Raw genomic sequence first — 24,340 nt, forward strand, 5'->3', positions numbered from 1 at the left:
TCGCTCCCACAAGGGTTTTCGTATAAACGGAGATTTGTGATCCGGTCACTTCCCGGCAATTTGCGCTTTGGTGTAGAAGCCGTCCTGTTCGAGCAGGTCGATGTTGTCCTTGGTCAACGGGGTTGGCGTGAGCAGGATGGTGTCGACCTTTTTGCTGCCGTTGTCGTACTGCGAGCTGAAAGCGGGTTTTTCGTTGCGCGCCAGTTGCACCGAGAGCTTGGCCGCTTCGGAGGCGATGAGTTTCAGTGGCTTGTACACGGTCATGGTTTGCGTACCGGCGATCACTCGCTTGACTGCGGCAAGGTCGGCGTCCTGCCCGGAAATCGGCACCTTGCCGGCCAACTGCTGCGCTGCCAGTGCCTGGATCGCGCCACCGGCGGTGGCGTCGTTGGAAGCGACAATGCCGTCGATTTTGTTGTCGTTGCGGGTCAGGGCGTTTTCAACAATGCTCAGCGCTTCGGTCGGGTTCCATTCCTTCACCCACTGCTGGCCGACGATCTTGATATCGCCCTTGTCGATGGCCGGTTGCAGCACTTTCATCTGGCCTTCCCGCAGGATCTTGGCGTTGTTGTCGGTGGGCGCACCACCGAGCAAAAAGTAATTGCCCTTGGGCGCGGCATTCAGCACGCCGCTGGCCTGCATCTCGCCGACCTTTTCGTTATCGAAGGAAATGTAGGCGTCGACATCGGCGTTGAGAATCAGCCGATCATAAGACACGACCTTGATCCCGGCCTTCTTCGCTTCGGCCACCGCGTTGGTCAGCACCGTGGCGTTGAACGGCACGATGACGATGACATCGACGCCCCGGGAAATCAGGTTTTCGATCTGGGAAATCTGCTTTTGCTCGTTGGCATCGGCCGACTGTACGAACACCTTGGCGTCCATTTTTTCTGCTGCCGCGACGAAGTAATCCCGGTCACGCGACCAGCGTTCCAGGCGCAAATCATCGATGGAGAAACCGATTTTCGGGTGGGCAGCGTCAGCCATCACCGGCAGTGACAGCAGCGCCAGGGCAGTGGCCAATAACGTACGTTTCACGTTCTTCATAGTGGGGCGTCCTTTTATTGTTGTTGGAAAGACACGGCCTGACGATGAGTATCGGGCAGGTAAAACTGTAGAGAATCCGCAGGCGCCGCATGCACAGATTTGTCGTTGAAATGTCACCGCATGAATTCGCCCGCAGACTCCCTGTGTGATCAGCGATAGATAAACCGGTTAACGATGTTTTCGAGCATTTCCTGGCGGCCGCTGACGGCTTGCGGGTTCAACTCGTTAGTGAATGCGTGCTCGGCCAACGACTCAAGGTTGAAGTCGCCGGCCATCACCGCCTGCCCGAACGGCTGCTGCCAGCCGGCGTAGCGTTGATCCTTGAGCTGTTGCAACTGGTCGTTCTGGACCATGGCGGCGGCGCGCTCCAGAGACAGGGCAAGAACGTCCATCGCGCCGACGTGGCCATGGAACAGATCGATCTGATCGAGGCTTTGTCGGCGCACCTTGGAGTCGAAGTTGAAGCCGCCATTCTTGAACCCGCCGGCCTTGAGAATTTCATAGGTGGCCAGGGTCATTTCTTCGACGCTGTTGGGGAATTGATCGGTGTCCCAGCCGTTTTGCGGATCACCCCGGTTGGCGTCGATGCTGCCGAAAATCCCCAGCGAAACGGCCGTGGCAATCTCGTGATGGAAGCTGTGCCCGGCCAAGGTCGCGTGGTTGGCCTCGATGTTGACCTTGATTTCGTGCTCCAGCCCGAACTGCTGGAGAAAGCCGAACACCGTGGCGCTGTCGTAATCGTATTGGTGTTTGGTCGGCTCCTGCGGCTTCGGTTCGATCAGCAGGTCGCCGGTGAAACCGATCTTGTGCTTGTGCTCGACCACCATGCGCATGAAACGCCCGAGTTGTTCACGCTCGCGCTTCAAGTCAGTGTTGAGCAGGGTTTCGTAGCCTTCGCGACCGCCCCACAACACGTAGTTGGCGCCTTTCAGACGATGGGTCGCGTTCATCGCACTGAACACTTGGGCAGCGGCGCAGGCGAACACTTCAGGATCCGGATTGCTCGCGGCGCCGGCAGCGAAACGCGGGTTGCTGAAACAATTGGCGGTGCCCCACAGCAGCTTTATTCCGCTGGCTTCCTGGTGTTGCTCGAGGTGATCAACCATCTGCGCGAAGTGGTTGCGATACTCCTTCAGAGAGCTGCCCTCCGGGGCGACATCGGTGTCATGGAAGCAGTAATAGTCGATACCCAGTTTGGAGAAGAGTTCGAAGGCGGCGGCGGCCTTGCCGATCGCCAGTTCCATCGGGTCGCCGGCGTGTTGCCATGGGCGCTTGAAGGTCCCCGCGCCGAATACATCGGAACCCGGCCAGACGAACGTGTGCCAGTAACAGGCAGCCATGCGCAGGTGTTCGCGCATGGGTTTGCCGAGGATGAGTTTGTCGGCGTCGTAGTGACGAAAGGAGAGGGGAGAATCGCTATCCGGACCTTCGAAGCGAATCGGATCGACATCGGGAAAATACTGCATGGACCTTGTCCTTGTTGTTCTTGGCGGTGTCTCGATACTAGCAACGGCCCAGTGCCCGCTGATTATGAAAAACATCAACACGGGGTGCGATTTTGCGTATTGAGCTTCTTCGGCCACGCGCCTAGTCTGTGCAAACCGTCTCCTTTAGAAGGGGATTTCGAACAAGCATAAAAACAATGAAAACCGTACCGCCTGTTCACCGCATCGCCCTGTTGTTCAACGGCAGCAAGATCTACGACCGTGGCATCATCAGCGGCATCGGCAATTACCTGAGCAGCACTCGCGCTTCCTGGGACTTGTTCCTGGAAGAGGATTTTCTCTGTCGTTTGAAAGGCATCGAGCGCTGGCAGGGTGACGGGATCATTGCCGATTTCGACGATCCGCTGATTGGCGAGGCGCTGGCCGATATCCAGATGCCGGTAGTAGCGGTAGGGGGCTCGTACGAGGATAAACGCGCCTATCCGAAAGCGATTCCCTACGTCGCCACCGATAACAACGCGCTGATGACACTGGCCTACACGCATTTGATCGAGGCGGGACTGCAGCGTTTTGCCTGCTTCAGCCTGCCGGAAGCGCAAGCCAATCGTTGGGCTCAGGAGCGCGAAAAAGCCTTCCGCAAACTGATGAAACGCGACGGCCTGCACGGCGAAATCTATCGCGGCATGGGCACCAGCGCGCCGCTCTGGGACAGCGCCGTCGAACAACTGATCGCCTGGCTGCAAAGCCTGCCCAAACCCATCGGCATCATCGCCGTCAGCGACGCTCGCGCCCGGCAACTGCTGCAAGCATGCCTGACTGCCGGCATTGCCGTACCGGAGCAAGTGGCATTGATTGGCATCGACAATGATCCGCTGACCCGCAGCCTGACCCGGGTGCCGCTGAGTTCGGTTATTCAGGGCACGGAAACCATGGGCCGTACCGCTGCGCAATTACTCCATCAGATGCTCCATGGAATGCCGTCCACCGGCACGCAGATCCTGATTCCTCCGGATGCTGTGAACGTGCAGGTGTCGAGTTTGCACCAACCATTGGGCAATCCGTACGTCATGCAGGCGCTGCTGTTTATTCGTCAATATGCTTGCCAGGGCATTAAAACGGCGCAGGTGGCGGCTTATGTTGGTGTGTCGCGTTCGTCACTTGAAGCGCATTTTCGCAGCGAGCGAGGCTGTAGCGTGCATGACGAGATTTTGCGTTTCAAATTGGCAGCGGCCACCAAAGGCCTGACAAGTACCGACTCGGTGATTGCCGACGTTGCGCGCAGTTGTGGGTTTAAGTCCGCGCAGTATTTGCATACGGTGTTTCGGCGAGAGTTTGGGTGTACGCCGCGGGAGTATCAGCAAGGAGCGGGATCGTAGCAATGGAGACAGGCGTTACTGCCAGGGCACGTAGCGTAATACATGATTTAACATAATATACATTACACGTAACAAGACATTTCAGAATCAGCCACGTTGCCCTCAGCTTTTCAATCTCCAGCAGCACCCCAAATCCCCGCCAGTACGTTTTCGCAGCTCTCAACAAATCTACGCGTCTCAACCCTCATCACGCGTCAGCTTTTCAATCAGCGTTCGATGCTGTGGAAATTGCGCCGTCAGTTTCCGCCGCTGACTCATTTCCATGTCCGCAAAATCAAACCCAGGTGAAACCGCTTCGCTGATCAAACCGAAGCCATTTGGCCCATCGAGTAATCGCGACGCTTTCCAGATACCGCCCGGTACGTGTAATTGCAGATGCTGTTCTGCTAAAACGTCGCTGCCCATGACCAGTGTTTCCAGCTTGCCGTCGGCATGAATCAGGCTGTACTCGATCGCATCGCCCGTGTGGAAATAATGCAGGATGTCGGATTGATTGAAATGAAACTGGCCCACCGGTGATTGCGCTGTCAGCAAGTAATAAATCGAGGTCATCAGGTACCGCGGGCCACGGGTGGTTTCGAGCAATCCTCGATGGTCGGCCTGATAGGTTCTGCGGAAAAAGCCGCCTTCAACATGAGGCTCCAGATTCAACGCATTGATCAGCTCGTGTGCGTTTACCGGGCGTTGAGTCATGGTCTACTCCGTTGAAATGGCAGCTCTTTTTTGATAGCTCAACTAAACGGCTATTTAGTGTAGTTAACAGTAGATCGACGATTTTCGATACAATTACCCTGCTGACTAACCTTGCCGTTCAATCAGAAATCCACCGTCGCTGACAGCAAATAAGTCCGCGGAGTCGACAGCGTCAACCCCGGCTCGCTGTCATCCGAGGCGCCCGCTGAACTCCAGTAGCGTTTATCCAACACATTCTCGACATTGGCGCGCAAGGTAATGTGTTTGTCATCGACTTTGAACGCGTACCGGGCGCCTACGTCGAAGCGTTCCCAGGCATCGATTTCCTTCTCGTTCGATTGATCGAGATACTGCGAACTGGAGTATATGCCGCGCCCGGTCAGTGTCAGCCCCTGCACCTTCGGCACGTCCCATTCAGCCCCCAGATTGACATTGTATTTCGGCGTCGCCGGCGCGCGGTTGCCATCAAAGGTGCCGTTTGTGGTGTGGGTCAGTTCGCTGTCGATGTACATCACGCCTCCGAGCAACCGGAAGCCTTTCAGCGGCTCGCCGAATACGCTCAGCTCAACCCCGTCGTTCTGTCGTTTACCGTTGGGGCCAAAGACCCGCGTCGTTGCGTTGGTTTCATAGGCTGGCTGCTTGATGCGGAACACTGCAGCGGTCAGCGCATAGGCACCTGCGTCGTACTTGGCACCGACTTCAACCTGGCGGCTGATGAATGGCGGGAAGATTTCGTCCTCGTTGACCGACGTTGACGGAGCGATTTTGCCCTGGCTCAGACCTTCCATGTAGTTGGCGTACAGCGACAGCTTGTCCGTCGCTTTAAACAGAATGCCGCCCGATGGCGAGACCTTTTCTTCGTCATAGGCCGTGTCGCCTTTGATGTCATCACTCCAGTCATCGACTTTGACACGCTGCCAGCGAGCGCCCAGCGTCAACAACAGTCGATCATCGAAAAAGCCCAGGGTGTCGGACAACGCCACGCCGCTGAAGCGGTTTTCGGTGTAGACCTTGGCGTCGTAGCGCGTGGGTGTGCCTGGCTTCGCGGTTTCCACCGGGTCATACAGATTGCTGCGTCCGGCGGCATAACGCGCACCGCCATTTTCGAAATCCATATAGAAGTAGCTGGCGGCCAGGTTGACTTCATGGCTGACCGGTCCGGTATGGAACCAGTTACGCACGCCAGCCGTGGCAGTCCGGACGTTCTCGTCGCGGGTAAAATCGCGCGGTTGCACACTGAAATCGCCGGCATCGTTGGTGACGGAAACGGCGTGCCGCAGGAAGTCGTGATTGCTTTTGCGGGCGCCCACGCCGCCGTACAACATGACCGAATCACTGACGTCGAACTCGCCGTTGACGGTGCCAAAGGTGTCTTTGGTGCGCGCCTGGCTCCAGGGTTGCGCGTAGTTGTGCCGTACATCGTTGGCGTTCGGCACCTTGGCGTTCGCAGCGACTTGCACGCGCTCCTGCGGCGCATCGGTATCGCGTTCGGTGTGACCGACATCGGTCGACAGCCGCAGACGCTCACCGCGAAAATCCAGGCCCAGCACGGCCATGTCGCGATCAACACTCTGGTGATCCCATTCAGTGTCACCCGATTGTTTAACGCCGTTGAAACGCAGACCGAACTGATTGTCCTGACCAAATCGCCGGCCGACATCGACAGCGCCGCCGAGTTGATTGTTGGAGGCGTAATTGGCGGTCAGCGAGGTGATCGGTTGGTCGGTGGCGTGCTTGGGCACGACGTTGATCCCCCCTCCTACACTGCCCCGCGGCGATATCCCGTTGATCAACTGGCTCGGGCCTTTGAGGATGTCGACGCGATCAGCCATTTCCATGTCGATGGTGTAAGTCGGCAGCACGCCGTAGAGGCCATTGTAGGAAACGTCGCTGTTAAACAGACTGAAACCACGGATGGTGAATTGCTCATAGCGTCCACCGGCGGGGTTGGTCGCACGCACCGATGGGTCGCTGGCGATCAGATCACCCAAGGTGCGGGCCTGCTGGTTTTTCACCGTCTCGCTGGTGTAAGTGGTCATGCTGAACGGGGTTTCCATGAAGTCTTTCGAACCCAGCAAACCCTGCGAGCCACGCCGCGCGACTTGACCGCCGGCAAAGACATCGGCGCCTGTCGAATCGCTCGCACCGAGGATCGAAGTTGGCGCCAGTTGCAGGCTGCCGGCCTCCGGTGCAGGCACCAAGGTGTAAGCCTGATCGCCCACCGGTTGCAGTTGCAAACCAGAGCCCAGCAACAACCGGGTAAACCCCTCCTCCACGCCAAACTCGCCGGACAAACCATTGCTGCTGCGCCCGCTGACCAACGCGGGGTCGACCGACAGATTGACGCCAGCCAACCCGGCAAACCGCGTCAACGCGGCACTCAGACTCCCCGCCGGCACCTGATAACTGCGCCGGGCGTCTTCGGCCCAGCTCGACTGGATCAACACAGGGCTGGCACTCAGGCTCAGCACAAGGCTCAACTGCAACAACGGACGCAAACGACCTGGAAATACTGCGGGCATTGGAAGAAGCTCTCGATTTTGTTCACTTACCTGCAATGACCGGCGAGGCGAAAAAAAGGGACAGGCTTCAGACGATATTTTTTCGCGGCGTCAGTGTTACCCAGAAACGCGTGCGCGAATGCACCTCCAACGACAGGCTCGCCGCCAGCAGGGCCAGCACTTTATCGGTGTCGTCGAGGCGGAAACTGCCGGTGACACGCAGACTTTCAAGTGTCGGCTCCCAGCGCAGAAGACCCGAGCGATAACGGCTCAACTCGCGCAGGAAATCCCCCAACGGCTGGTTCTGCGCCATCAACACACCGTCACGCCAACCCGGCATCAATGTATCGAAAGCGGTAACGGTTCCTGCGCCAGACGCTTGCAGGCTGACCTGCTGCCCTTGATTCACCACCAGCGCTGGCCCGTGCAACGGCTGCAATTGCACCGTACCGCTGACGACCGAAACAGTGCAGTCACGCGCATTGAGGCGCACGCACACCTCGCTGCGACTGACGATGATCCGCCCGTACGGCGCGTTGACCGTCAACGCCGTGCTACCTGGAACACTGAGCGCCATTTCGCCGCGCACCAACGTCAACTGATGGCGGGTCAGATCGACGTTCACCGCACTGGCGGTGTTCAGTTGCAAGGTGCTGCCGTCAGCCAACCGTGTTCGCGTGTGCTCGCCGGTGGACGTCTGCAAATCCGCGCGCCAGACGTCGAGCGGCAACTGGCGACTGATCAACCACGCCGCAGGCACCAAAGCCGCCAGACCCAGCGCCCTTTTCAATGCCGCGCGCCGCGCCAGATCCGGGCGATCGAGTGTGGCCATGGCCAATTCTGTCGGCAGACTGGCAAAGCGCTGGCGCAGCAGTTGAATCTTCTGCCAAGCGTTTTCATGGCGGCTATCGCTGTCGCGCCAGTGCTTGAGTCGCAGATGATCGGCTTCACTGGCCTCGCCGGATTCGAGCAATGCCAACCACTGTGCGGCGGCATGGGCGACGTCACGCGCTTCGGTGCCGGGCGCGATACGCATCATAGATCCAACATCAAGCAATGCTCGTAAGCCTGCGCCATATAACGTTTTATGGTGCGCTCCGAGACCTGCAAGCGTTCGGCGATTTCACGGTACCCGAGGCCTTCGAGCTGACTCAAGAGAAATGCCCGACGCACCGCTCGCGGCAAACCATCGAGCAGTTCATCCAGCGCTTGCAGGGTTTCCAGCAACACCCAACGTTGCTCGGGCGACGGCACGCATTCTTCGGGCAACTGAGCGAGGGCTTCAAGGTAGGCTTTTTCCAGACTGCGGCGGGTGTAAAAGTTGCTCAGCAGGCGTTTGCCCACCGTCAACAGATACGCACGCGGCTCGCGCATGTCGGCGATCGGTTGCGCACTGCAGAGTACGCGCAGGAAGGTGTCCTGACTCAGGTCCGCCGCATCCCACGCGTTGCCCATACGCCGACGCAGCCAGGTTTCCAGCCAGCCGCGATGATCGCGATACAGGTCATGCAGGCTCTGCTCCGAGGGCGCCACTGCTTCAATCATGTCAAGAAAACCCGCGCGATAAGAATTCAAATGAGACTGATTCTAATTAAGTTCATTCGCGATACAAGGTCTTTTATTGTCGACAGGCCATCCGGGCGCGGTCAGCCGGAAGCTGGCCGCGCCCTCCCCTCAGCCGATCATGACGGCGTTGTAGTCACTGCTCAGCCCTTCCAGATGGGCGTGATAACGCTTCAACAGCATGCCCAGATCATTTGGCGTGTAGTCGCCGCCGTGCAGACGTTCAAGCGCCATGGCAAAGCCTTTCCAGACATTGGCGATCGCCATCACCTCCTCCCCGGCGACCCTGCGCAAGCGGCTGATGTCGACCACCGCGACAGCGTCGGCGAGGACATCCTCGGCCGCTTGCAGCTCATTGTTCAACGCAGCCACTGACTGCGTGATGCTCTCGATTTCCTTGTCGAGATGGTTACGTGAGGTCGCCAGTTCGCTGTACTTGATGCCGTCGGAGACAACGCCCAGAATTTTGCGCACCAGCTCGATTCCCTGCTTCACGGCCTCTTTCTTCGGGTTCGCCATGTCGATGCTGTTCAGCGCTTCAGCGGACGGAATGTAGTTTTTATACAGATCGGCCAGGTTGAACTCGCGGATCACGTCCTGTGCCTTGATCAGCGCGTTGCGTTGTTCCTCGCACGTAGCCTTGTTGCGCCCATGATCATTGAGTTGCTGCAGAATCCGCACTTTGCGGCTCTTGGCCACGTTCAATGGCTCATCCGCACGCGCGTCGATTTCAACTTTGTAAACGCTGCACACGTCGTCTTCCAGACGCTGCGCGCACTCGACGAACCGCACCTCAACGCGCGCCAGCATCGCTTCGATATTGCTTTTGAGGTTTTGAATCTCGGCGCTGATCATCTCGCGCTCTTGGTTGTTCAGATCCTTCCTGCCCAACGCTTCGCGCAACTCGGCAAGCGCTGCGAAGTGGCTGTCGCCCGAGGCATTGTTCAATGCCGTCAGCAGCACCGGCAGCGATTCGCGCAGGGCTTGATCGGTGTTGTTCAGATAAGCGCTGACGTGTTGTGCGCGTTCTTGCAGGACGTCGTCGTGCTCATGTCGGAAACGCGCCAGCCGGGAAATATCGCGAATGGTCTGCACGATCTTTCTGACGTCGAACGCTGGAATGTGCTGGGTAGTGATAGATGTCACGCCGTTCATGGCAATTCTCCTTGAGTCAGTCGGCAATCAGTGGAAGCTCTTTTTGTATTCTTCCAGGGCGTCGTTGAACGTCGCCACCAACTCCCCCGCCGTGTTTTTCACGTCACGCCATGGATCGATCACCAGCGCGAACTCCGCGACAAACGAGGTCAGGCGCAAGGCATCGTCGATGCGCTCGAACTGCTGTGCCGAGGCGTCGACCTTGCTCAGGATGGTTTGCCACAAGGTATTGAGAATATTCAGCGCCGCTTCGGCCCCGGCCATGCGGATGCCGATATCACCGAAGTTCGACATCGAGCTCTCGATCGCGTTTTGCAGGTTCTCGCGGCCGCTGACTGCCTCTTCCAGAGCATCGACTTCGCTTTTCAGCGCGTTGCGTTCCTTGCGCGCGGACTCGGCCTTGGGGCCGAAGATCGAGCCGGAAATCGGCCAGAAAATCGGCAATCCTCCGGAAAAAGACATGCCGACGTAATAGTCGTAGTCCTTGTCCAGTTGAGTGATCCGGGCTTTCTTGTCTTTGATCGTTTGCTTGCTGCTGGCGATGGATTCGACCAGGTTGTGGCGCTCCATCAGGTCGTACTTGCCCTTCACTTCGGATTGCAGGCCGAACACCCGTTTGCCGTTCGACAGGTCGCCGCCAGACAGTTCGATCTTGAAGTTGGAGATGCGGTCCTTGAGTTCCTGGGTCGCGCCTTGCTGACGTTGAATATCAACACGCATCAGTTTGATGATCTCGGTGACCGCCGAGGCGACTTCGCTATCATCGGCGGTGTACTGGATGCCGGCCAGATCGTTGCCGGACATCTGCCCGAGCGTGGTTCGGACGCGATCCATGATGGGCATTTCCTTGATCACCGAAATGATCTCGCCGCCACTGCTGACAATGTTCTTGGCGGCCGAAGCAAGATCGATGCTTTGCTGGATGATCTTGCTTTCGACGGCGTCCCAACCGGCCGCATGGATGCGGATTTTCTTGAACAGGACCTGGATGTCGGACGGCTCAAGACCGGCAACATCGATTTTCTTGTACTTGAGATAGGCCTCGACTTCCGGCAACTCGCCGGGCAGAGACAGGCCTTTCTTCACGTACTGTTTGATCTTGATCACATCTTCTTTGGTCAGTACACCGGCGTCGCGCGCAACGCCTGGATACTGCCCGGAAATCAGATGAAGGACTGCCTGGGGAAGGTTGTTGCTGCTTTGCGTTTCATTCAATGGAACAGCCATCTGGATCGCCTCAATGCTTGAAAGCCGACGCACCGTTGCATCGGCCAGCTGAAAGCTAGATGGCGTTTTTCGACAACTCCAAGGAGTCAAACAACATAAAATAAACTAGCCATGGCTATGATTTATAAGAATTTAATCATCAAGGATGGTTAATTCTGAAATATCACGCCACACCTATCGGAAATGTCCTGCGACGAGGGACTACAAGCGCTTCCGTCAGCCACTCAACACGCTGCCAGCGCGTTTACTTCTGTGCGCGCTTGAGCGTTTCACTCGGCAGCTCATCGAACAGCGCCCGGTAGCTGCTGGAAAACCGCCCCAAATGCCAGAACGACCAGTGCATCGCCACCTCGGCAACCGTGGTTTCGCTTGGCCGGCGCTTGAGCAATTCGCGCCGCGCACTGTTCAGCCGGCGCAGGCGCAACCAGTGGCTCGGGGTCATCCCGGTGTAGGCCTTGAAGGCCTGCTGTAATTGACGCAACGGCACGCCGGCAACGTGGGAAAGTTCGAGCAGGTTGAGGGTGTCTTCCGGTGAGTCGGCGGCCCATTCGCCGACACGTTTCATGATCGTCCGCTCTTCGGTGCGCCGCTGCAGGCCCCCGCTGTCCAGGCTTGTGCGCGCGTTATCGAGGATGAACAGACAGTCCTCGAGCAACTGCTGAGTCAGCGCCTCTTTACTAGGATTATCAATAGCTTGCGTCAACTTCGTGAGAGTTGAGCTTAACCAGCGACTGAACAACGCATTCTGCCCGCCGTTGAGCGGCGCCATGAACAGGCCTTCGAGTTTCGCCACATCGAGACCGTGCTGGCGAACGAATTCCGGGCCGAACACCACCGCGATTTCCTGGTAGTTCTCCGGGGTGATCCAGATGTTGCGGCTGTCTTCATTGAGCAAATAAAGCGCGTTGTCACTGCGATCGAAACAGAACGCCAAGGCACCCGATGGCGCGCTGAAATTCTGCTCGACGCGGGTGTTCATCTGCTCTTCATAGACCTCGACACCCTGCAGATCCAGATACCGGATCTGCCCGGCGAAATGGCCCGGCGACATCTGTTGGTAATGCTGAACCCAGCCCGGTGTGGCACGGACTTGCTCGGCCACATCGGCGGTGTTGAACGCTTGAACCTGGAGCGAATTGCGCGTTGTCATGGGGTGACCTTGCGCACTCTTTTGGTGCGCTTTGGTGCTGCTTAAAGTGGATAGATGGAACTGCAAGGCTCGCCCAAGATAGTCGTCAACGCGCCACAGGGGAAGGGGCGGAAGATGAAACCCGCCCTCCCCGGCGTCTATAAAACCAATAACGAGGTCTTTATGAATGCCCCTTTCGATCAGCTGTTCACGTGGCTGAAAGATCACAAGATTACCGAAGTCGAATGTGTGGTCAGCGACCTGACCGGCATCGCCCGCGGCAAGATCGCACCGACCAACAAGTTCCTGCATGAGCGAGGCATGCGTCTGCCGGAAAGTGTGCTGCTGCAAACGGTAACCGGGGATTTTGTCGACGACGACATCTACTACGACCTGCTCGATCCTGCCGATATCGACATGGTCTGCAAGCCCGTGGCTGACGCGGTCTATGTGATTCCATGGGCGATCGAGCCGACCGCCATCGTCATCCACGACACCTTCGACAAGTTTGGCAACCCGATCGAACTGTCGCCGCGCAACGTGCTGAAGAAAGTCTTGCAGCTCTATACCGACAAAGGCTGGAAGCCGATCGTTGCGCCGGAAATGGAGTTCTACCTGACCCAACGCTGCGAAGACCCGGACTTGCCGCTGAAGGCACCGCTGGGCCGCTCGGGCCGCGCGGAAAGCGGTCGTCAGTCGTTTTCCATTGATGCGGCCAACGAATTCGATCCGTTGTTCGAAGACGTCTACGACTGGTGCGAACTGCAAGGTCTGGACCTCGACACGCTGATCCACGAAGACGGCCCGGCGCAGATGGAAATCAACTTCCGTCACGGCGACGCATTGGACTTGGCTGACCAGATCACCGTGTTCAAACGCACCATGCGTGAGGCCGCACTCAAGCACAACGTTGCCGCGACGTTCATGGCCAAGCCGATCGGCGATGAGCCGGGCAGCGCCATGCACATTCACCAGAGCGTGGTGGACATCGCCACTGGCAAACCGATCTTTGCCAACGCTGACGGGCAGATGAGTGAACTGTTCCTGCACTACATTGGCGGTTTGCAGAAGTACATCCCGAAAGTGCTGCCGATGTTCGCGCCCAACGTCAACTCGTTCCGCCGCTTCCTGCCGGACACCTCGGCACCGGTCAACGTCGAATGGGGCGAAGAAAACCGCACCGTCGGCCTGCGTGTACCGACTTCCAGCCCTGAGGCGATGCGCGTGGAAAACCGTTTGCCGGGCGCCGATGCCAACCCGTATCTGGCCATCGCGGCGAGTCTGCTCTGCGGTTACATCGGCATGGTCGAAGGCATCGAGCCGAGCGCTGCGGTCCAGGGCCGCGCTTACGAACGGCGCAATCTGCGCCTGCCGATCACCATCGAAGAAGCGCTGACGCAGATGGAAGAGTGCGAGACCGTCGCGCATTACCTCGGCGACAAGTTCGTGCGTGGCTACGTCGCGGTGAAACGTGCCGAGCATGAAAACTTCAAGCGCGTGATCAGCTCGTGGGAGCGTGAGTTCCTGATGCTCAGCGTCTGAAACACAACACTTACCCCTGTGGGAGCGAGCTTGCTCGCGAAAGCGGTCACTCAGTCACAACTGATGTCGCCTGACACTCCGCCTTCGCGAGCAGGCTCGCTCCCACAAGGGGAATAGCGAACCACCTGAAAAATCCAACAATTTAAGAGGTGTAGATATGCGTCTGTTGAAAACCATGGTTCCCGCCGCTCTGGCCCTGATGTGCAGCATCGGAGCCCAAGCCCAACCCCAGGTCAGCGTCTACAACTGGACCGATTACATCGGTGAAACCACCCTCGCCGACTTCCAGAGCAAAACCGGGATCAAGGTGATCTACGACGTTTTCGACTCCAACGAAACCCTTGAAGGCAAGCTCCTCGCCGGTCGCACCGGTTACGACGTGGTGGTGCCGTCCAACCACTTCCTCGCTCGCCAGGTGAAGGCCGGGGCGTTCCTCAAACTGGATCGCGCGCAACTGCCGAACTTCAAAAACCTCGACCCGAAACTGCTCGAACTGCTGGAGAAAAACGACCCGGGCAACCAGCATTCGGTGCCGTACCTGTGGGGCACCAACGGCATCGGTTACAACGTCGACAAGGTCAAGCAAGTGCTGGGCATCGACCACATCGATTCCTGGGCCGTGCTGTTCGAACCCGAGAACCTGAAAAAACTCACCCAGTGCGGCGTGTCGATGATGGACTCTGCCGACGAAGTCTTCCCCGCCGTGCTCAATTACATGGGCATGGACCCGCGCAGCGAAAACCCCGAAGACTATAAAAAGGCTGAAGCGAAACTGCTGAGCATCCGTCCGTACATCACCTATTTCCATTCCTCGAAATACGTCTCGGACCTGGCCAACGGCGATATCTGTGTGGCGTTCGGTTATTCCGGCGATGTGTTCCAGGCGGCCAACCGCGCCAAGGAAGCCAAGAACGGCGTGAACATCGCCTACGCCATTCCGAAAGAAGGCGCCAACCTCTGGTTCGACCTTCTCGCCATTCCTGCCGACGCCAGCAACACCAAAGAAGCCCACGCCTTCATTAATTACCTGCTCGATCCGCAAGTGATCGCCAAGGTCAGCGCATCGGTCGGTTACGCCAACCCGAACCCTGCGGCCAAGCAGTACATGGATCCGGCGCTGGTCAACAATCCCGAGGTGTATCCGCCGCAAGAAGTCCTCGACAAGCTCTACATCTCTACCACCCCGCCTCAAGCGATCATGCGTCTGATGACTCGGTCCTGGAGCAAAGTGAAGTCGAACAAATGAATCAGTACACCGAGGAACACGCCCGCTCCTATTACGCCGCTTCAGCGCGGGCGAGCACACCTTATCCGCGCGTGGACGGTGACTTGACCGCCGATGTCTGTTTGATCGGCGGCGGGTTCACCGGGGTCAACACCGCTATCGAACTGGCTCAGCGCGGGCTCTCGGTGGTGTTGATCGAGGCCCGGCGCATTGGTTGGGGCGCCAGCGGGCGCAATGGCGGTCAGTTGATCCGCGGCATCGGCCATGAGGTCGAAGGTTTCGCCAAATACGTCGGTCAGCAAGGCGTGCGCTATTTGCAGCGCGCCGGCATCGACTCGGTGGACCTGGTGCGTCAGCGCATCGCCGACAACGGCATCGAGTGCGACCTGCGTTGGGGCTTTTGCGATCTGGCCAATACCCCCGCGCAGTTCGCTGCGTTCAAGGATGAGCTGGTCGATCTCGGCGAACTCGGTTACGCCCACGAAACCCGATTGATCGGCCCGGAGCAGATCCGCCAGCAAGTGGTGAATTCCGACCTCTATGCCGGTGGCCTGCTGGACATGGGTTCCGGTCACCTGCACCCGCTGGATCTGGTGCAAGGCGAAGCGCGGCTTGCCGCATCGCTGGGCGTACGGATTTTCGAGCACAGTGAGGTGCTGGAAATCATCCACGGCGCGACCGTGCAAGTGCGCTGTGCCCACGGCACGGTGCGTGCCGGCAGCCTGGTGCTCGGCTGCAATGCGCATCTGGACGAACTCGAACAGCAACTCAGTGGCAAAGTCCTGCCGGCCGGCAGTTACATCATCGCCACCGAACCGTTGTCCGAGGCGCGCGCCGCGCAACTGATCCCGCAGAATCTGGCGGTGTGCGACCAGAAAGTCGGCCTTGATTACTACCGGCTCTCGGCCGATCGGCGCTTGCTGTTTGGCGGTGCCTGCCACTACTCCGGGCGCGATCCGGCGGACATCGCCGCGTACATGCGGCCGAAGATGCTCAAGGTCTTCCCGCAATTGGCTGACGTGCGCATCGACTACCAGTGGGGCGGCAAGATCGGCATCACCGCCAACCGTTTCCCGCAGGTCGGCCGGCTCAAGCAACACCCGAACGTGTTCTACGCGCAGGGTTATTCCGGCCATGGCCTGAACGTCACGCACTGGTGCGCGAAACTGCTCGGCGAGGCGATTCACGCCGGCCACAGCCAAGGCATGGACGTGTTCAGCGGCGTGCCGCACATGACCTTCCCCGGCGGCCCGGCGCTGCGTTCACCGCTGCTGGCACTGGGCATGTTCTGGTATCGCCTGCGGGAAATGCTCGGCTGACGCAAAATCGTACTTGTGGCGAGGGAGCTTGCTCCCTCACCACACATCGCTCAGCGCTCATTTGTTTCTTGTCTGCGAGCTATACACATTTGCTCTATCGCCAAGCACTTCTATATTGATGAGGTGCTTTTGCGTTCCTGACGCTCAGTGCCCAATCAATCGAGGAGGACATGGATGAAGTCGTCAGCCACCGACGAGCCGCGAGCGCCAGGCCAAGCCCCAGTCAAAACCCGCCGTTTCGGCATTTCACTGGTCTGGATCGTGCCGATTGTCGCGGTGCTGGTGGGCATCTCGCTGGTGGTGCACAACCTCATGCAGGAAGGGCCGACCATCACCGTGACGTTCAAGACCGGTGACGGTCTCACGGCCAATAAAACCGAAGTCAAATACCGCAACGTCGTCATCGGGCATGTCTCGGATGTCGAACTGGCCGACGATCACAAAAGCGTGAACGCGACGATCAAACTGGCCAAGCAGGCGGAAAGCTTTACCCGTGAAGATTCGCAGTTCTGGGTGGTGCGGCCACGCATCGGCGCCGGTGGCGTCTCGGGCATCGATACGCTGCTGTCCGGCGACTACATCGGTGCCGACATTGGCGAGGCGAATAACCGCGCGAAAACCTTCAAAGGCCTGGAGAACCCGCCGCCCATCACCTATGGCGAACCGGGCAAAACCTTCTCCTTGCACACCTCGGACCTGGGCTCGCTGGACATCGGCTCACCGGTTTACTACCGCAAGATCCCCGTCGGCCAAGTGGTGTCCTATGCACTGAATCCCGATGGCAAAGGCGTCAACATCGAAGTGTTCATTCATTCACCGAATGACGCCTACGTCACCGAAAACACTCGTTTCTGGAACGCCAGTGGCGTTGATGTCAGCGTCGGTGCCAATGGTTTCGCGGTAAAAACCGAATCCCTGTCGACCCTGTTGGTGGGCGGCATCGCCTTCCGCGCACCGGATTACAGCCCCAACGACACGGTCGCGGCGGAAAACAAAGACTTCGAACTGTTCGCCGACCAGACCGCCGCCCTCGCCCCGCCCAACGGCAAGGCGCAGTACCTGAGCCTGCGTTTCGATCAGGCCTTGCGTGGGCTGAAGGTCGATGCACCGGTGGAATTCCTCGGCGTCGAAATCGGTCGGGTGGTCGCGGTCAATCTCGACTTCGACGAAGTCAAACGCACGTTCCCGGTCAACGTCGGCATCGTTATTTACCCGCAGCGCCTCGGTCGGGCGCATCAGAAAATGCTCAAGGCCTTCAATGGCGACGAAAACGACGAAGCCACTGGTGCGCGGCTGCTCGGCACTTTCATCGAAAACGGCCTGCGCGCCCAGGCCCGTAACGGCAACCTGCTCACCGGCCAGTTGTACATCGCGCTGGATTTCTACCCGAAAGCGCCGAAAGTCGCGTTCGATCCGACGGCACGTCCGATCAGCATCCCGACCCTCCCGGGCAGCCTCGAACAATTGCAGGAAAAACTCGAAGCGATGGTCAACAAGATCAACGCATTGCCAGTGGAGCGTATCGCCAGCAACCTCGACAGCAATCTGGTCGAGCTGCGCAAAGGCCTGAGCCAATTCAACGCGAAGACCTTGCCGGGCGTGCAGAGCACCCTCGCCGACGTCAGCAAGACCTTGCAGTCCGCCAGCTCGACCTTGGCTGAAGATTCGCCGCAGCGCGAGAAACTCACCGAGACCCTCGATGAGCTCGGACGCATGTCGCGCTCCCTGCGTGAACTGTCGGACTACCTGGGCCGTCATCCGGAATCGCTGATTCGTGGCCGTCCCGACAACGCGGCACCGCTGGACCTGAAAGGACCGCCACGCAATTGAGCACAGGAGCTAACCCATGGCTTTACCGCTGAAGATCACCGTGCTCGCTGCGTTCCTGTTGCTGGGTGCCTGCCGCAGCGACCCGATCAGCTTTCACACGCTGACCCCGGTGCAACTGGGCAGCACTCGCGCCGGCGCGCAAATCCCGATTGAAGGCATCAGTGTGCCGCCGCAAGTCGATCGCCCACAAATCGTCATCCGCCAAGGCAACAGCGGCCTGGCGATTCTGGAAACGCAATGGTGGGGCGCCAGCCTGGCCGATGAATTACGCAGTGCGCTGGTCGATCAACTGAGCAATACCAGCGGTCGTGGCAATGTTTCAGTGCGCATCGACGTGCAGCGCTTCGATTCGATTCCGGGGCAGTACGCCTTGATCGATGCGAAGTGGCGTCTGCGCCCGCTCGGCGATACCGACAATGGCCTGGTCACCTGTCGCTCGACGCTGCAAACGCCCTCAGGGCCGAGCATCGATGAATTGGTCAGCGCCCAGCAGAACAACGTCAAACGCCTGGCGGCGCTGATCAGTCAGGCCGCCGGCAATCCGCGCGGCTGTCCGCCCTCCTCCTGAGTCAGCGTCACAATAAAACGACAGCCGTTGGGTTCGCGGGTGCTGAGTTGCACCTGCCAGTCTTGTTGGGTACAGATCCGCTGGACCAATGAGAGCCCCAGGCCGAGCCCTTCTCCGCGCTGTTCATCACCGCGCACGAAGGGTTGGAACATGGCATGGCGTCGTTCTTCCGGGATGCCAATGCCGCTGTCTTCGACCACGAAACGGTTGTCGTTAAGGGTCAGCCGCACAAAACCGTGGTCGGTGTAGTGCCAGGCGTTGCGCAACAGATTGCCCATCACGGACTGCAAAAAAGTCAGGTTAAAGCGCTGCGCGCCGACCTGTTGCGGATCGTAAATAAACTCCAGGCCCTTTTCACGGATCAAGCAGCCCCAGACTTCAATCTGCGCATCGGCGACGTCCTTCAGTGTGCAGGTGGATTGCACGCTGACTTCTTCAGGCTTGCGCGCCAGCATCAGAAAGGTTTCGACCAACTGGCGCATTTCGTTGCTGGCCCGAGCAATTCGGCTGACTTGCGCCGTTGAACGCGGGTCGAGTGACGGGTTGGCCAGCAGCAGCTCGCAGGACGTCGCCAGCACCATCAATGGCGTGCGCAATTCATGACTGACGTCGCTGGTGAACAGTTTCTCCCGCCCCAAAGTGGAGCGCAGCCGCCCCAGCGTCTGATCGAATGACAGCGCCAGTTCGCCCACTTCATCGGCGGCGTAATCGGGGTGCAAGGGCGGCGCCACTTCGATGAGCTGATCACGATGGCGCACTTGTCGGGCCAGACGAATCACCGGGGCCATGACCCGTCGCGCGAGCAAGCGACCGAGGACAACCGCTAGCAGCAGGCTGAGGATGAACCCGACAATCACCACGATAAACAGCAAATGCTCGCGTTGTTCGAGGCTTTCCTGGTCGCGCAGCAGCACGTATTTGCGTCCACCGACGGCTTCGACCATGGCATAGAAGTCATCACCATGGAATTTGATTTCCTGAAAGCCGATCGGCAGCGCCGCCAATTGCCGGGTCAGTGCCAGTGGTCCTTGCCCGCCCTCGAAAAAGAACAACTCGCTTTTTTCCGGTTTATGGCTCCACTGGCTGATGTCGTCCATCGCCAATAACCGGTGCAGACCACCGCTCAGCGTGGTGGTGGTCAATTTGCGCTCCACCACATGCACGGTCGCGACGATGCCCAATGCAAACACACCGGCGACGAAGGCGCTCATCAGGGCAAATACGATCACGATCCGTTTCGTCAGGCTTTGCTTGAAATCCATGCGTTCGGCTGGCTCCTGTGGTGGTTCGGTGTCAGGCAACCATAGCCCAACGCTGCACGGTTGTTCGACAGGACTGAACTTCACCGCAACGGTGCAGGCCTGGTAAGACCCTGAGGAACAAAAACAGCATTTGAGTTTATTTATCAAATAGCCGCTTTAGTTACCCCGCTCAACTTCTGGCAATTTTTTCACATGTTCTTCACTGCGCCCCGACGCGGCTGAACATAGTGTTCAGCCTGCATTCAAGTAAACAGTCGTAAAGTTGCTCGCTGCCCAAGCCCTTACGTTGCACTGAATGAACTATCCGGCGTTTAAAGAGGCAACATTGTGGCGCAATTATTTCAGTTAAAACATTTATCCTGGCACCGCCGCACGCCTCGCTTTCGGTTGTTTATTGCCCTGGCGTGCGTCGTCGCGGTGGCCATTCTGGTCAGCGGCTTTGTCTGGTGGCCACGCTCGCCGACCGACCTCGATCATGCCGGACGCAACACCACGGCCGAATGGCTCAATGCCTGGCAGGCAGGTGAAGTGGTCGCTTTGGTGCGACACACCGAACGGTGTGACCGATCGAGCAATACCTGTCTGGGCCCGGCGGATGGCATCACCGAAGTGGGCAGCACCGCGGCGCAGGTGGTCGGCCAGGGCTTCGTGAAACTGGGCATGCAGCAGGCGATCGTGTTGAGCAGCCCACTGACCCGCACGGCGCAAACCGCGCATTACATGTTCGGCCACGATGCCAGCAGCGAAGACTGGCTGGCCACGTGTGGCCCGACGCTTCGCGATGAAATCGTCGCGCGCAAAGTTGCGCAACAAAATCTGGTGCTGGTCACCCACAGCGGCTGCATCAGTGATTTTGAAAAACAAACCGGCTTCCCACACGCCATTGCCGCGGAATACGGCAGCACCTTACTTGTACGAATTAATCATCAGAAACAACTTACCGTGCTGGGCATTATCAATACCCCGTTCTGGAAAACTTTAAACGTCACACCTGAACATTTAAACAACAGCCACTGACTCCAGCGTTTTAGCCCGACACTTTCAATTCGCATCAAGGTCCAGTCATGACGTCCGATAATCCACCGTTGCGCCACGCTGCCCGTCACTTGCTTCAACCGCCATCGATGATCGAACGCTGGGCAATCCCCGGACTCGTTCTGGCGTTTGTGCTGTTTTATCTGTTGCCGCTGGTGACCCACGGCCTGTGGATTCCCGATGAAACCCGCTATGGCCAGATCAGCCAGGAAATGCTCCTGAGCGGCAATTGGGTCGCGCCGCACTTCATGGGCATTCGTTACTTCGAGAAACCGATTGCCGGCTACTGGATGATCGCCATCGGCCAGGCGATTTTCGGTGACAACCTGTTCGGCGTGCGCATCGCTTCGGCCGTCAGCACTGGGATTAGTGTCTGGCTGGCTTATCTATTAGCCCGCAGGCTCTGGAACAACCCGCGCATCAGTGCGGCCTGTGCCCTGCTGTATATGAGTTTTGGTTTGGTCGCCGGCCAGGCAGGTTATGCCAACCTCGATCCGCAGTTCACCTTGTGGGTCAATCTGAGTCTGGTGGCGGTGTGGTTTGCCATCGACAGTTCCACGGCCAAGGCGCGTCTCGGTAGTTGGGCGTTGTTGGGTGCTGCCTGCGGCATGGGCCTGATGACCAAAGGTTTTCTTGCCCTGCTGTTACCAGTGCTGATCGCCCTGCCCTACATGATCTGGCAGCGGCGTTTCGGCGAACTGCTGCGTTATGGCCCCGTGGCTGTGCTGGCCGCCGCGCTGGTCAGCGTGCCGTGGGCGCTGGCCGTGCACGTGCGGGAGCCGGACTTCTGGCGATTCTTCTTCTGGCATGAACACATCCGCCGTTTTGCCGCTGGCGATGATGCCCAGCATGCCCGGCCATGGTGGTTCTACTTGCCGCTGCTGTTCGCTTCGACATTACCGTGGGCGCTGTTGTTGCCGTCGACACTGATCCGCACGTGGCGTGAAAAGCGCGAAGCGAAAACCGCGTTTCTGGGGTTGTGGTTCCTTTTGCCGCTGATCTTTTTCAGCCTGAGCAGCGGCAAACTGCCGACCTACATCATGCCGTGCCTGTTTCCGCTGGCCTTGCTGATGGGCTACACCGTGGTGACGTGGCTGCAGCAGCGCAATACGCGGGTGTTGCGCCTCAACGGGGTGATCAACACGCTGCTGGCCAGCGTGGCCTTGATCGCCCTGATCTATCTGCAGGCGAGCAAAGCAATCTACGAAAACACCGAGATGTTCAGCCTGTCGCTGGTGTTTATCGTGCTGATCGGCTGGATTATCGCCAATGCCCTGCAAATCATGCGGCCGCTGACGCTGTGGGCGATGCCGGCACTGGGCATCGGTTTGCTGATTGCGTTGCTGCCTGCGGCAATGCCAGCGCACATCGTTGCCAGCAAGATGCCTGACCAGTTTATTGCCGAGCATCAACCGGCGCTGAGTGAAACGTCTGCGCTGCTGAGCAATGATCTGGGCGCGGCATCGGCATTGTCCTGGCGCTTGAAACGCCCTCAGGTGGATCTGTTCAACACGGTCGGCGAGCTTAAATACGGGCTCGAGGATCCGGCGATGGCGGCACGCAAAGTCGGCCTCGACGATGTCGGCCAATGGATGACCGACGCGCGCAAAAAAGGCTCTGTGGGGGTGGTCATGCGCGTCAACAGCACACAGGAAGCCGAGGAAATCGAACGGTTGCCGGCGGATGGCAAGCATTACCAGCGCGGCAATCTGCACATCTACATTTTTGCCCGGCGCCAGCCATGACAGCGTCGATTAAAGAACGCCGGGCGTTATGGCTTCTGCTGGCAGCGACGGCCGTGATGTTGCTGCTCGGCTTGGGCAGTCGCGAACTCTGGGGGGCGGAAACCCGTTGGGCCAACATCGCGTTGCAGATGCTGCAAAGCGGTGACTACTTCGATCCGTACCTCAAGGGCGATCCGTATTACGACAAGCCCTTGCTGTCGTACTGGCTGATCACCGCGTCTTCCTGGCTGACGGGTGGGCTGGGGCCTTGGTCACTGCGTTTGTCCTCGGTCGTTTCGGCGTGGTTCAGCGTATGGCTGGTGTATCTACTGGGCGAGCAACTGTTTCGCAAAGGCACCGGGCTGATCGCCGGATGGATGCTGGCGACGACGTTCTATTTCGTGTTCTGGGCGCGGGTCGCCACGGCCGACATCCTCACCGTCTGCGGAGTCCTCGCAGCGGTGTGGTGGTATTGGCGCGGGCCGGACGACACGCGGCTCTGGCGCTATGCGGTGTTCTTCGGGTTACTGGCGTTGACGTCGCTGTTCAAGGGGCTGATCGGTTTTATCCTGCCGGGGCTGCTGTTGTTGCCGCATCTACTGCATGACGGGCGCTGGAAACGCCATTTCAACCTGCGCGTGTGCGCGGCGCTGCTGATCGCCGGGGCGTTCTACATGGCGCCGTTTCTGTTGTCGCATGTCTATGGCGCGTCGAACTTCAGCCAGAGTGGCCTGGACTTGGTGCTGCGGGAAAACGTCGTGCGGTTTTTCCAGCCGTTCGACAACATCGGTCCGATTTATACGTATTTGTTGTACCTGCCGGTGTACACCCTGCCTTGGGCGCCGTGCTGGATCATTGCCCTGTGGGTGGCGCTGCGTCACTGGCGCAACATCGAGCCAAACACCCGTTGGTTGATTCAGGGGTTGGCCCTGTTGTTGATCTTCTTCACCGCCAGCGGCAGCCGTCGCAGCTATTACGTGTTGCCACTGGTGCCGTTCGCGCAATTGCTCGGGGCGTGGTGGATCACTCGGCGAATGGCGACGCGCAACCTCGCAGGGCGTGGCTTGCACATCGGTTTTGCCATCGCCACTGTGGTCATGGTCGCTGTGCTCGGCATCCTCTACCCGTGGACCAACAGCGCTGGTGGCGTGATCCGTTTCGGCGAGAACGTGCGTGAACAAGCGAGCCAACAGGCACCGCTGAATCAGTGGCGAATGGTCATGGTCGAAGTCGACAACAAAGTGCCGATGTACCTGCAAACCGGCGGTGCGCCCTTCTATTACGTGCCAGAAACCGCAGACTTCCCGCGCACCGGCGACAGTACGGCGCTATGGGCCTGGCTTGAGCGCAGCAGCGGCCAACACTTCGATCCGCTGCGCACGATCATCGTGGCCCAGTACCGCAATGGCGATCCGTTGCCACTCGATTACCTGCGCGCCGATCACCGGGTCATCACCACCACGCCGACGCGGGGCGAACAGGTTTTCCACGGCCGCCAGGACCAAAGCGTCGCCTACCTGCCCAACCCCTCCTGAACACGCTCCTGATTATCTATGACGCAGGATGACGCACGGCAATCGTGCGTCAGCGAGTCGCTGCTAATCTGAATGGCAATGACATGTATTAACGGTGTGTTTGACGTTTTTTTCTCATTTGCCTCACTACATTGCCTGCGGCTGAATATCTGCAAATCATTCGC

The 24,340-nt window shown here is 58.7% G+C and carries 19 protein-coding genes; 9 read left to right on the forward strand and 10 right to left on the reverse strand.

The window, feature by feature from the left end:
• Positions 1-45: 45 nt before the first annotated feature.
• Both xylF and xylA read right to left on the reverse strand, forming a co-directional pair.
• Entirely contained in the window at positions 46-1,047 is a 1,002-nt protein-coding gene (xylF, locus tag A8O26_RS11675) for a D-xylose ABC transporter substrate-binding protein (protein WP_064118124.1), read from the reverse strand.
• Between the two features lie 149 nt (positions 1,048-1,196).
• Positions 1,197-2,513: a xylose isomerase gene (gene xylA / locus A8O26_RS11680; RefSeq protein WP_064118125.1), complete on the reverse strand. Its 1,317-nt coding sequence runs from the start codon at positions 2,511-2,513 to the stop codon at positions 1,197-1,199.
• A gap of 176 nt (positions 2,514-2,689) precedes the next feature.
• Between xylA and A8O26_RS11685 the strand changes: the two genes are divergently transcribed.
• Positions 2,690-3,868, forward strand: a complete 1,179-nt coding sequence (locus A8O26_RS11685; protein ID WP_064118126.1) for a XylR family transcriptional regulator — start codon at positions 2,690-2,692, stop codon at positions 3,866-3,868.
• A 177-nt stretch (positions 3,869-4,045) separates the two neighbouring features.
• Here A8O26_RS11685 and A8O26_RS11690 read toward each other — a convergent pair whose 3' ends face one another.
• From A8O26_RS11690 to A8O26_RS11720, 7 genes are all read right to left on the reverse strand, one after another.
• Positions 4,046-4,561: a cupin domain-containing protein gene (locus tag A8O26_RS11690; protein WP_064118127.1), complete on the reverse strand. Its 516-nt coding sequence runs from the start codon at positions 4,559-4,561 to the stop codon at positions 4,046-4,048.
• Between the two features lie 122 nt (positions 4,562-4,683).
• Entirely contained in the window at positions 4,684-7,083 is a 2,400-nt protein-coding gene (locus A8O26_RS11695; protein ID WP_064118128.1) for a TonB-dependent receptor, read from the reverse strand.
• A 67-nt stretch (positions 7,084-7,150) separates the two neighbouring features.
• Positions 7,151-8,098 (reverse strand): FecR domain-containing protein, encoded by a 948-nt coding sequence (locus tag A8O26_RS11700; RefSeq protein WP_064118129.1) that lies wholly within the window; start codon positions 8,096-8,098, stop codon positions 7,151-7,153.
• Positions 8,098-8,607 carry a sigma-70 family RNA polymerase sigma factor gene (locus tag A8O26_RS11705; protein ID WP_064118130.1) on the reverse strand — a complete coding sequence of 170 codons (510 nt, stop codon included), beginning with the start codon at positions 8,605-8,607 and terminating at the stop codon, positions 8,098-8,100. The genes A8O26_RS11700 and A8O26_RS11705 overlap by 1 nt, the downstream gene beginning before the upstream one ends.
• Before the next feature lie 129 nt (positions 8,608-8,736).
• Positions 8,737-9,780, reverse strand: coding sequence for an alpha-xenorhabdolysin family binary toxin subunit B (locus A8O26_RS11710; protein WP_064118131.1), 1,044 nt, complete (start codon positions 9,778-9,780; stop codon positions 8,737-8,739).
• Between the two features lie 27 nt (positions 9,781-9,807).
• Positions 9,808-11,007: an alpha-xenorhabdolysin family binary toxin subunit A gene (locus A8O26_RS11715; protein WP_064118132.1), complete on the reverse strand. Its 1,200-nt coding sequence runs from the start codon at positions 11,005-11,007 to the stop codon at positions 9,808-9,810.
• Between the two features lie 244 nt (positions 11,008-11,251).
• Positions 11,252-12,157 (reverse strand): helix-turn-helix domain-containing protein, encoded by a 906-nt coding sequence (locus tag A8O26_RS11720; protein ID WP_064118133.1) that lies wholly within the window; start codon positions 12,155-12,157, stop codon positions 11,252-11,254.
• Positions 12,158-12,319: 162 nt separating this feature from the next.
• Between A8O26_RS11720 and A8O26_RS11725 the strand changes: the two genes are divergently transcribed.
• From A8O26_RS11725 to A8O26_RS11745, 5 genes are all read left to right on the forward strand, one after another.
• The gene (locus A8O26_RS11725; RefSeq protein WP_064118134.1) at positions 12,320-13,678 is read left to right on the forward strand and encodes a glutamine synthetase family protein; all 1,359 of its coding nucleotides are present in this window, start codon (positions 12,320-12,322) and stop codon (positions 13,676-13,678) included.
• Positions 13,679-13,835: 157 nt separating this feature from the next.
• Positions 13,836-14,924 carry a polyamine ABC transporter substrate-binding protein gene (locus A8O26_RS11730; protein ID WP_064118135.1) on the forward strand — a complete coding sequence of 363 codons (1,089 nt, stop codon included), beginning with the start codon at positions 13,836-13,838 and terminating at the stop codon, positions 14,922-14,924.
• On the forward strand, positions 14,921-16,222 hold the full coding sequence (locus tag A8O26_RS11735) for an NAD(P)/FAD-dependent oxidoreductase (protein WP_064118136.1): 1,302 nt from the start codon (positions 14,921-14,923) through the stop codon (positions 16,220-16,222). Before A8O26_RS11730 ends, A8O26_RS11735 begins: the two co-directional genes overlap by 4 nt.
• A 174-nt stretch (positions 16,223-16,396) precedes the next feature.
• Positions 16,397-18,052: an intermembrane transport protein PqiB gene (locus A8O26_RS11740; RefSeq protein WP_064118137.1), complete on the forward strand. Its 1,656-nt coding sequence runs from the start codon at positions 16,397-16,399 to the stop codon at positions 18,050-18,052.
• Between the two features lie 16 nt (positions 18,053-18,068).
• Positions 18,069-18,620: a PqiC family protein gene (locus tag A8O26_RS11745; RefSeq protein ID WP_064118138.1), complete on the forward strand. Its 552-nt coding sequence runs from the start codon at positions 18,069-18,071 to the stop codon at positions 18,618-18,620.
• Here the strand turns inward: A8O26_RS11745 and A8O26_RS11750 are convergent.
• Positions 18,578-19,882: a sensor histidine kinase gene (locus A8O26_RS11750; RefSeq protein WP_064118139.1), complete on the reverse strand. Its 1,305-nt coding sequence runs from the start codon at positions 19,880-19,882 to the stop codon at positions 18,578-18,580. The genes A8O26_RS11745 and A8O26_RS11750 overlap by 43 nt on opposite strands.
• Positions 19,883-20,209: 327 nt before the next feature.
• Here A8O26_RS11750 and A8O26_RS11755 point away from each other — a divergent pair, with 327 nt between their 5' ends.
• From A8O26_RS11755 to A8O26_RS11765, 3 genes are read left to right on the forward strand one after another with little or no spacing between them, the layout of a single operon-like run.
• A complete protein-coding gene (locus A8O26_RS11755) occupies positions 20,210-20,899 on the forward strand; it encodes a histidine phosphatase family protein (RefSeq protein WP_064118140.1) in 690 nt (229 codons plus the stop codon).
• Between the two features lie 47 nt (positions 20,900-20,946).
• The gene (gene arnT / locus A8O26_RS11760; protein ID WP_064118141.1) at positions 20,947-22,662 is read left to right on the forward strand and encodes a lipid IV(A) 4-amino-4-deoxy-L-arabinosyltransferase; all 1,716 of its coding nucleotides are present in this window, start codon (positions 20,947-20,949) and stop codon (positions 22,660-22,662) included.
• Positions 22,659-24,176 carry an ArnT family glycosyltransferase gene (locus A8O26_RS11765; protein ID WP_064118142.1) on the forward strand — a complete coding sequence of 506 codons (1,518 nt, stop codon included), beginning with the start codon at positions 22,659-22,661 and terminating at the stop codon, positions 24,174-24,176. Before arnT ends, A8O26_RS11765 begins: the two co-directional genes overlap by 4 nt.
• Positions 24,177-24,340 lie beyond the last annotated feature (164 nt).

This window comes from Pseudomonas fluorescens (assembly GCF_001648775.1).
Lineage (GTDB): Bacteria > Pseudomonadota > Gammaproteobacteria > Pseudomonadales > Pseudomonadaceae > Aquipseudomonas > Aquipseudomonas fluorescens_M.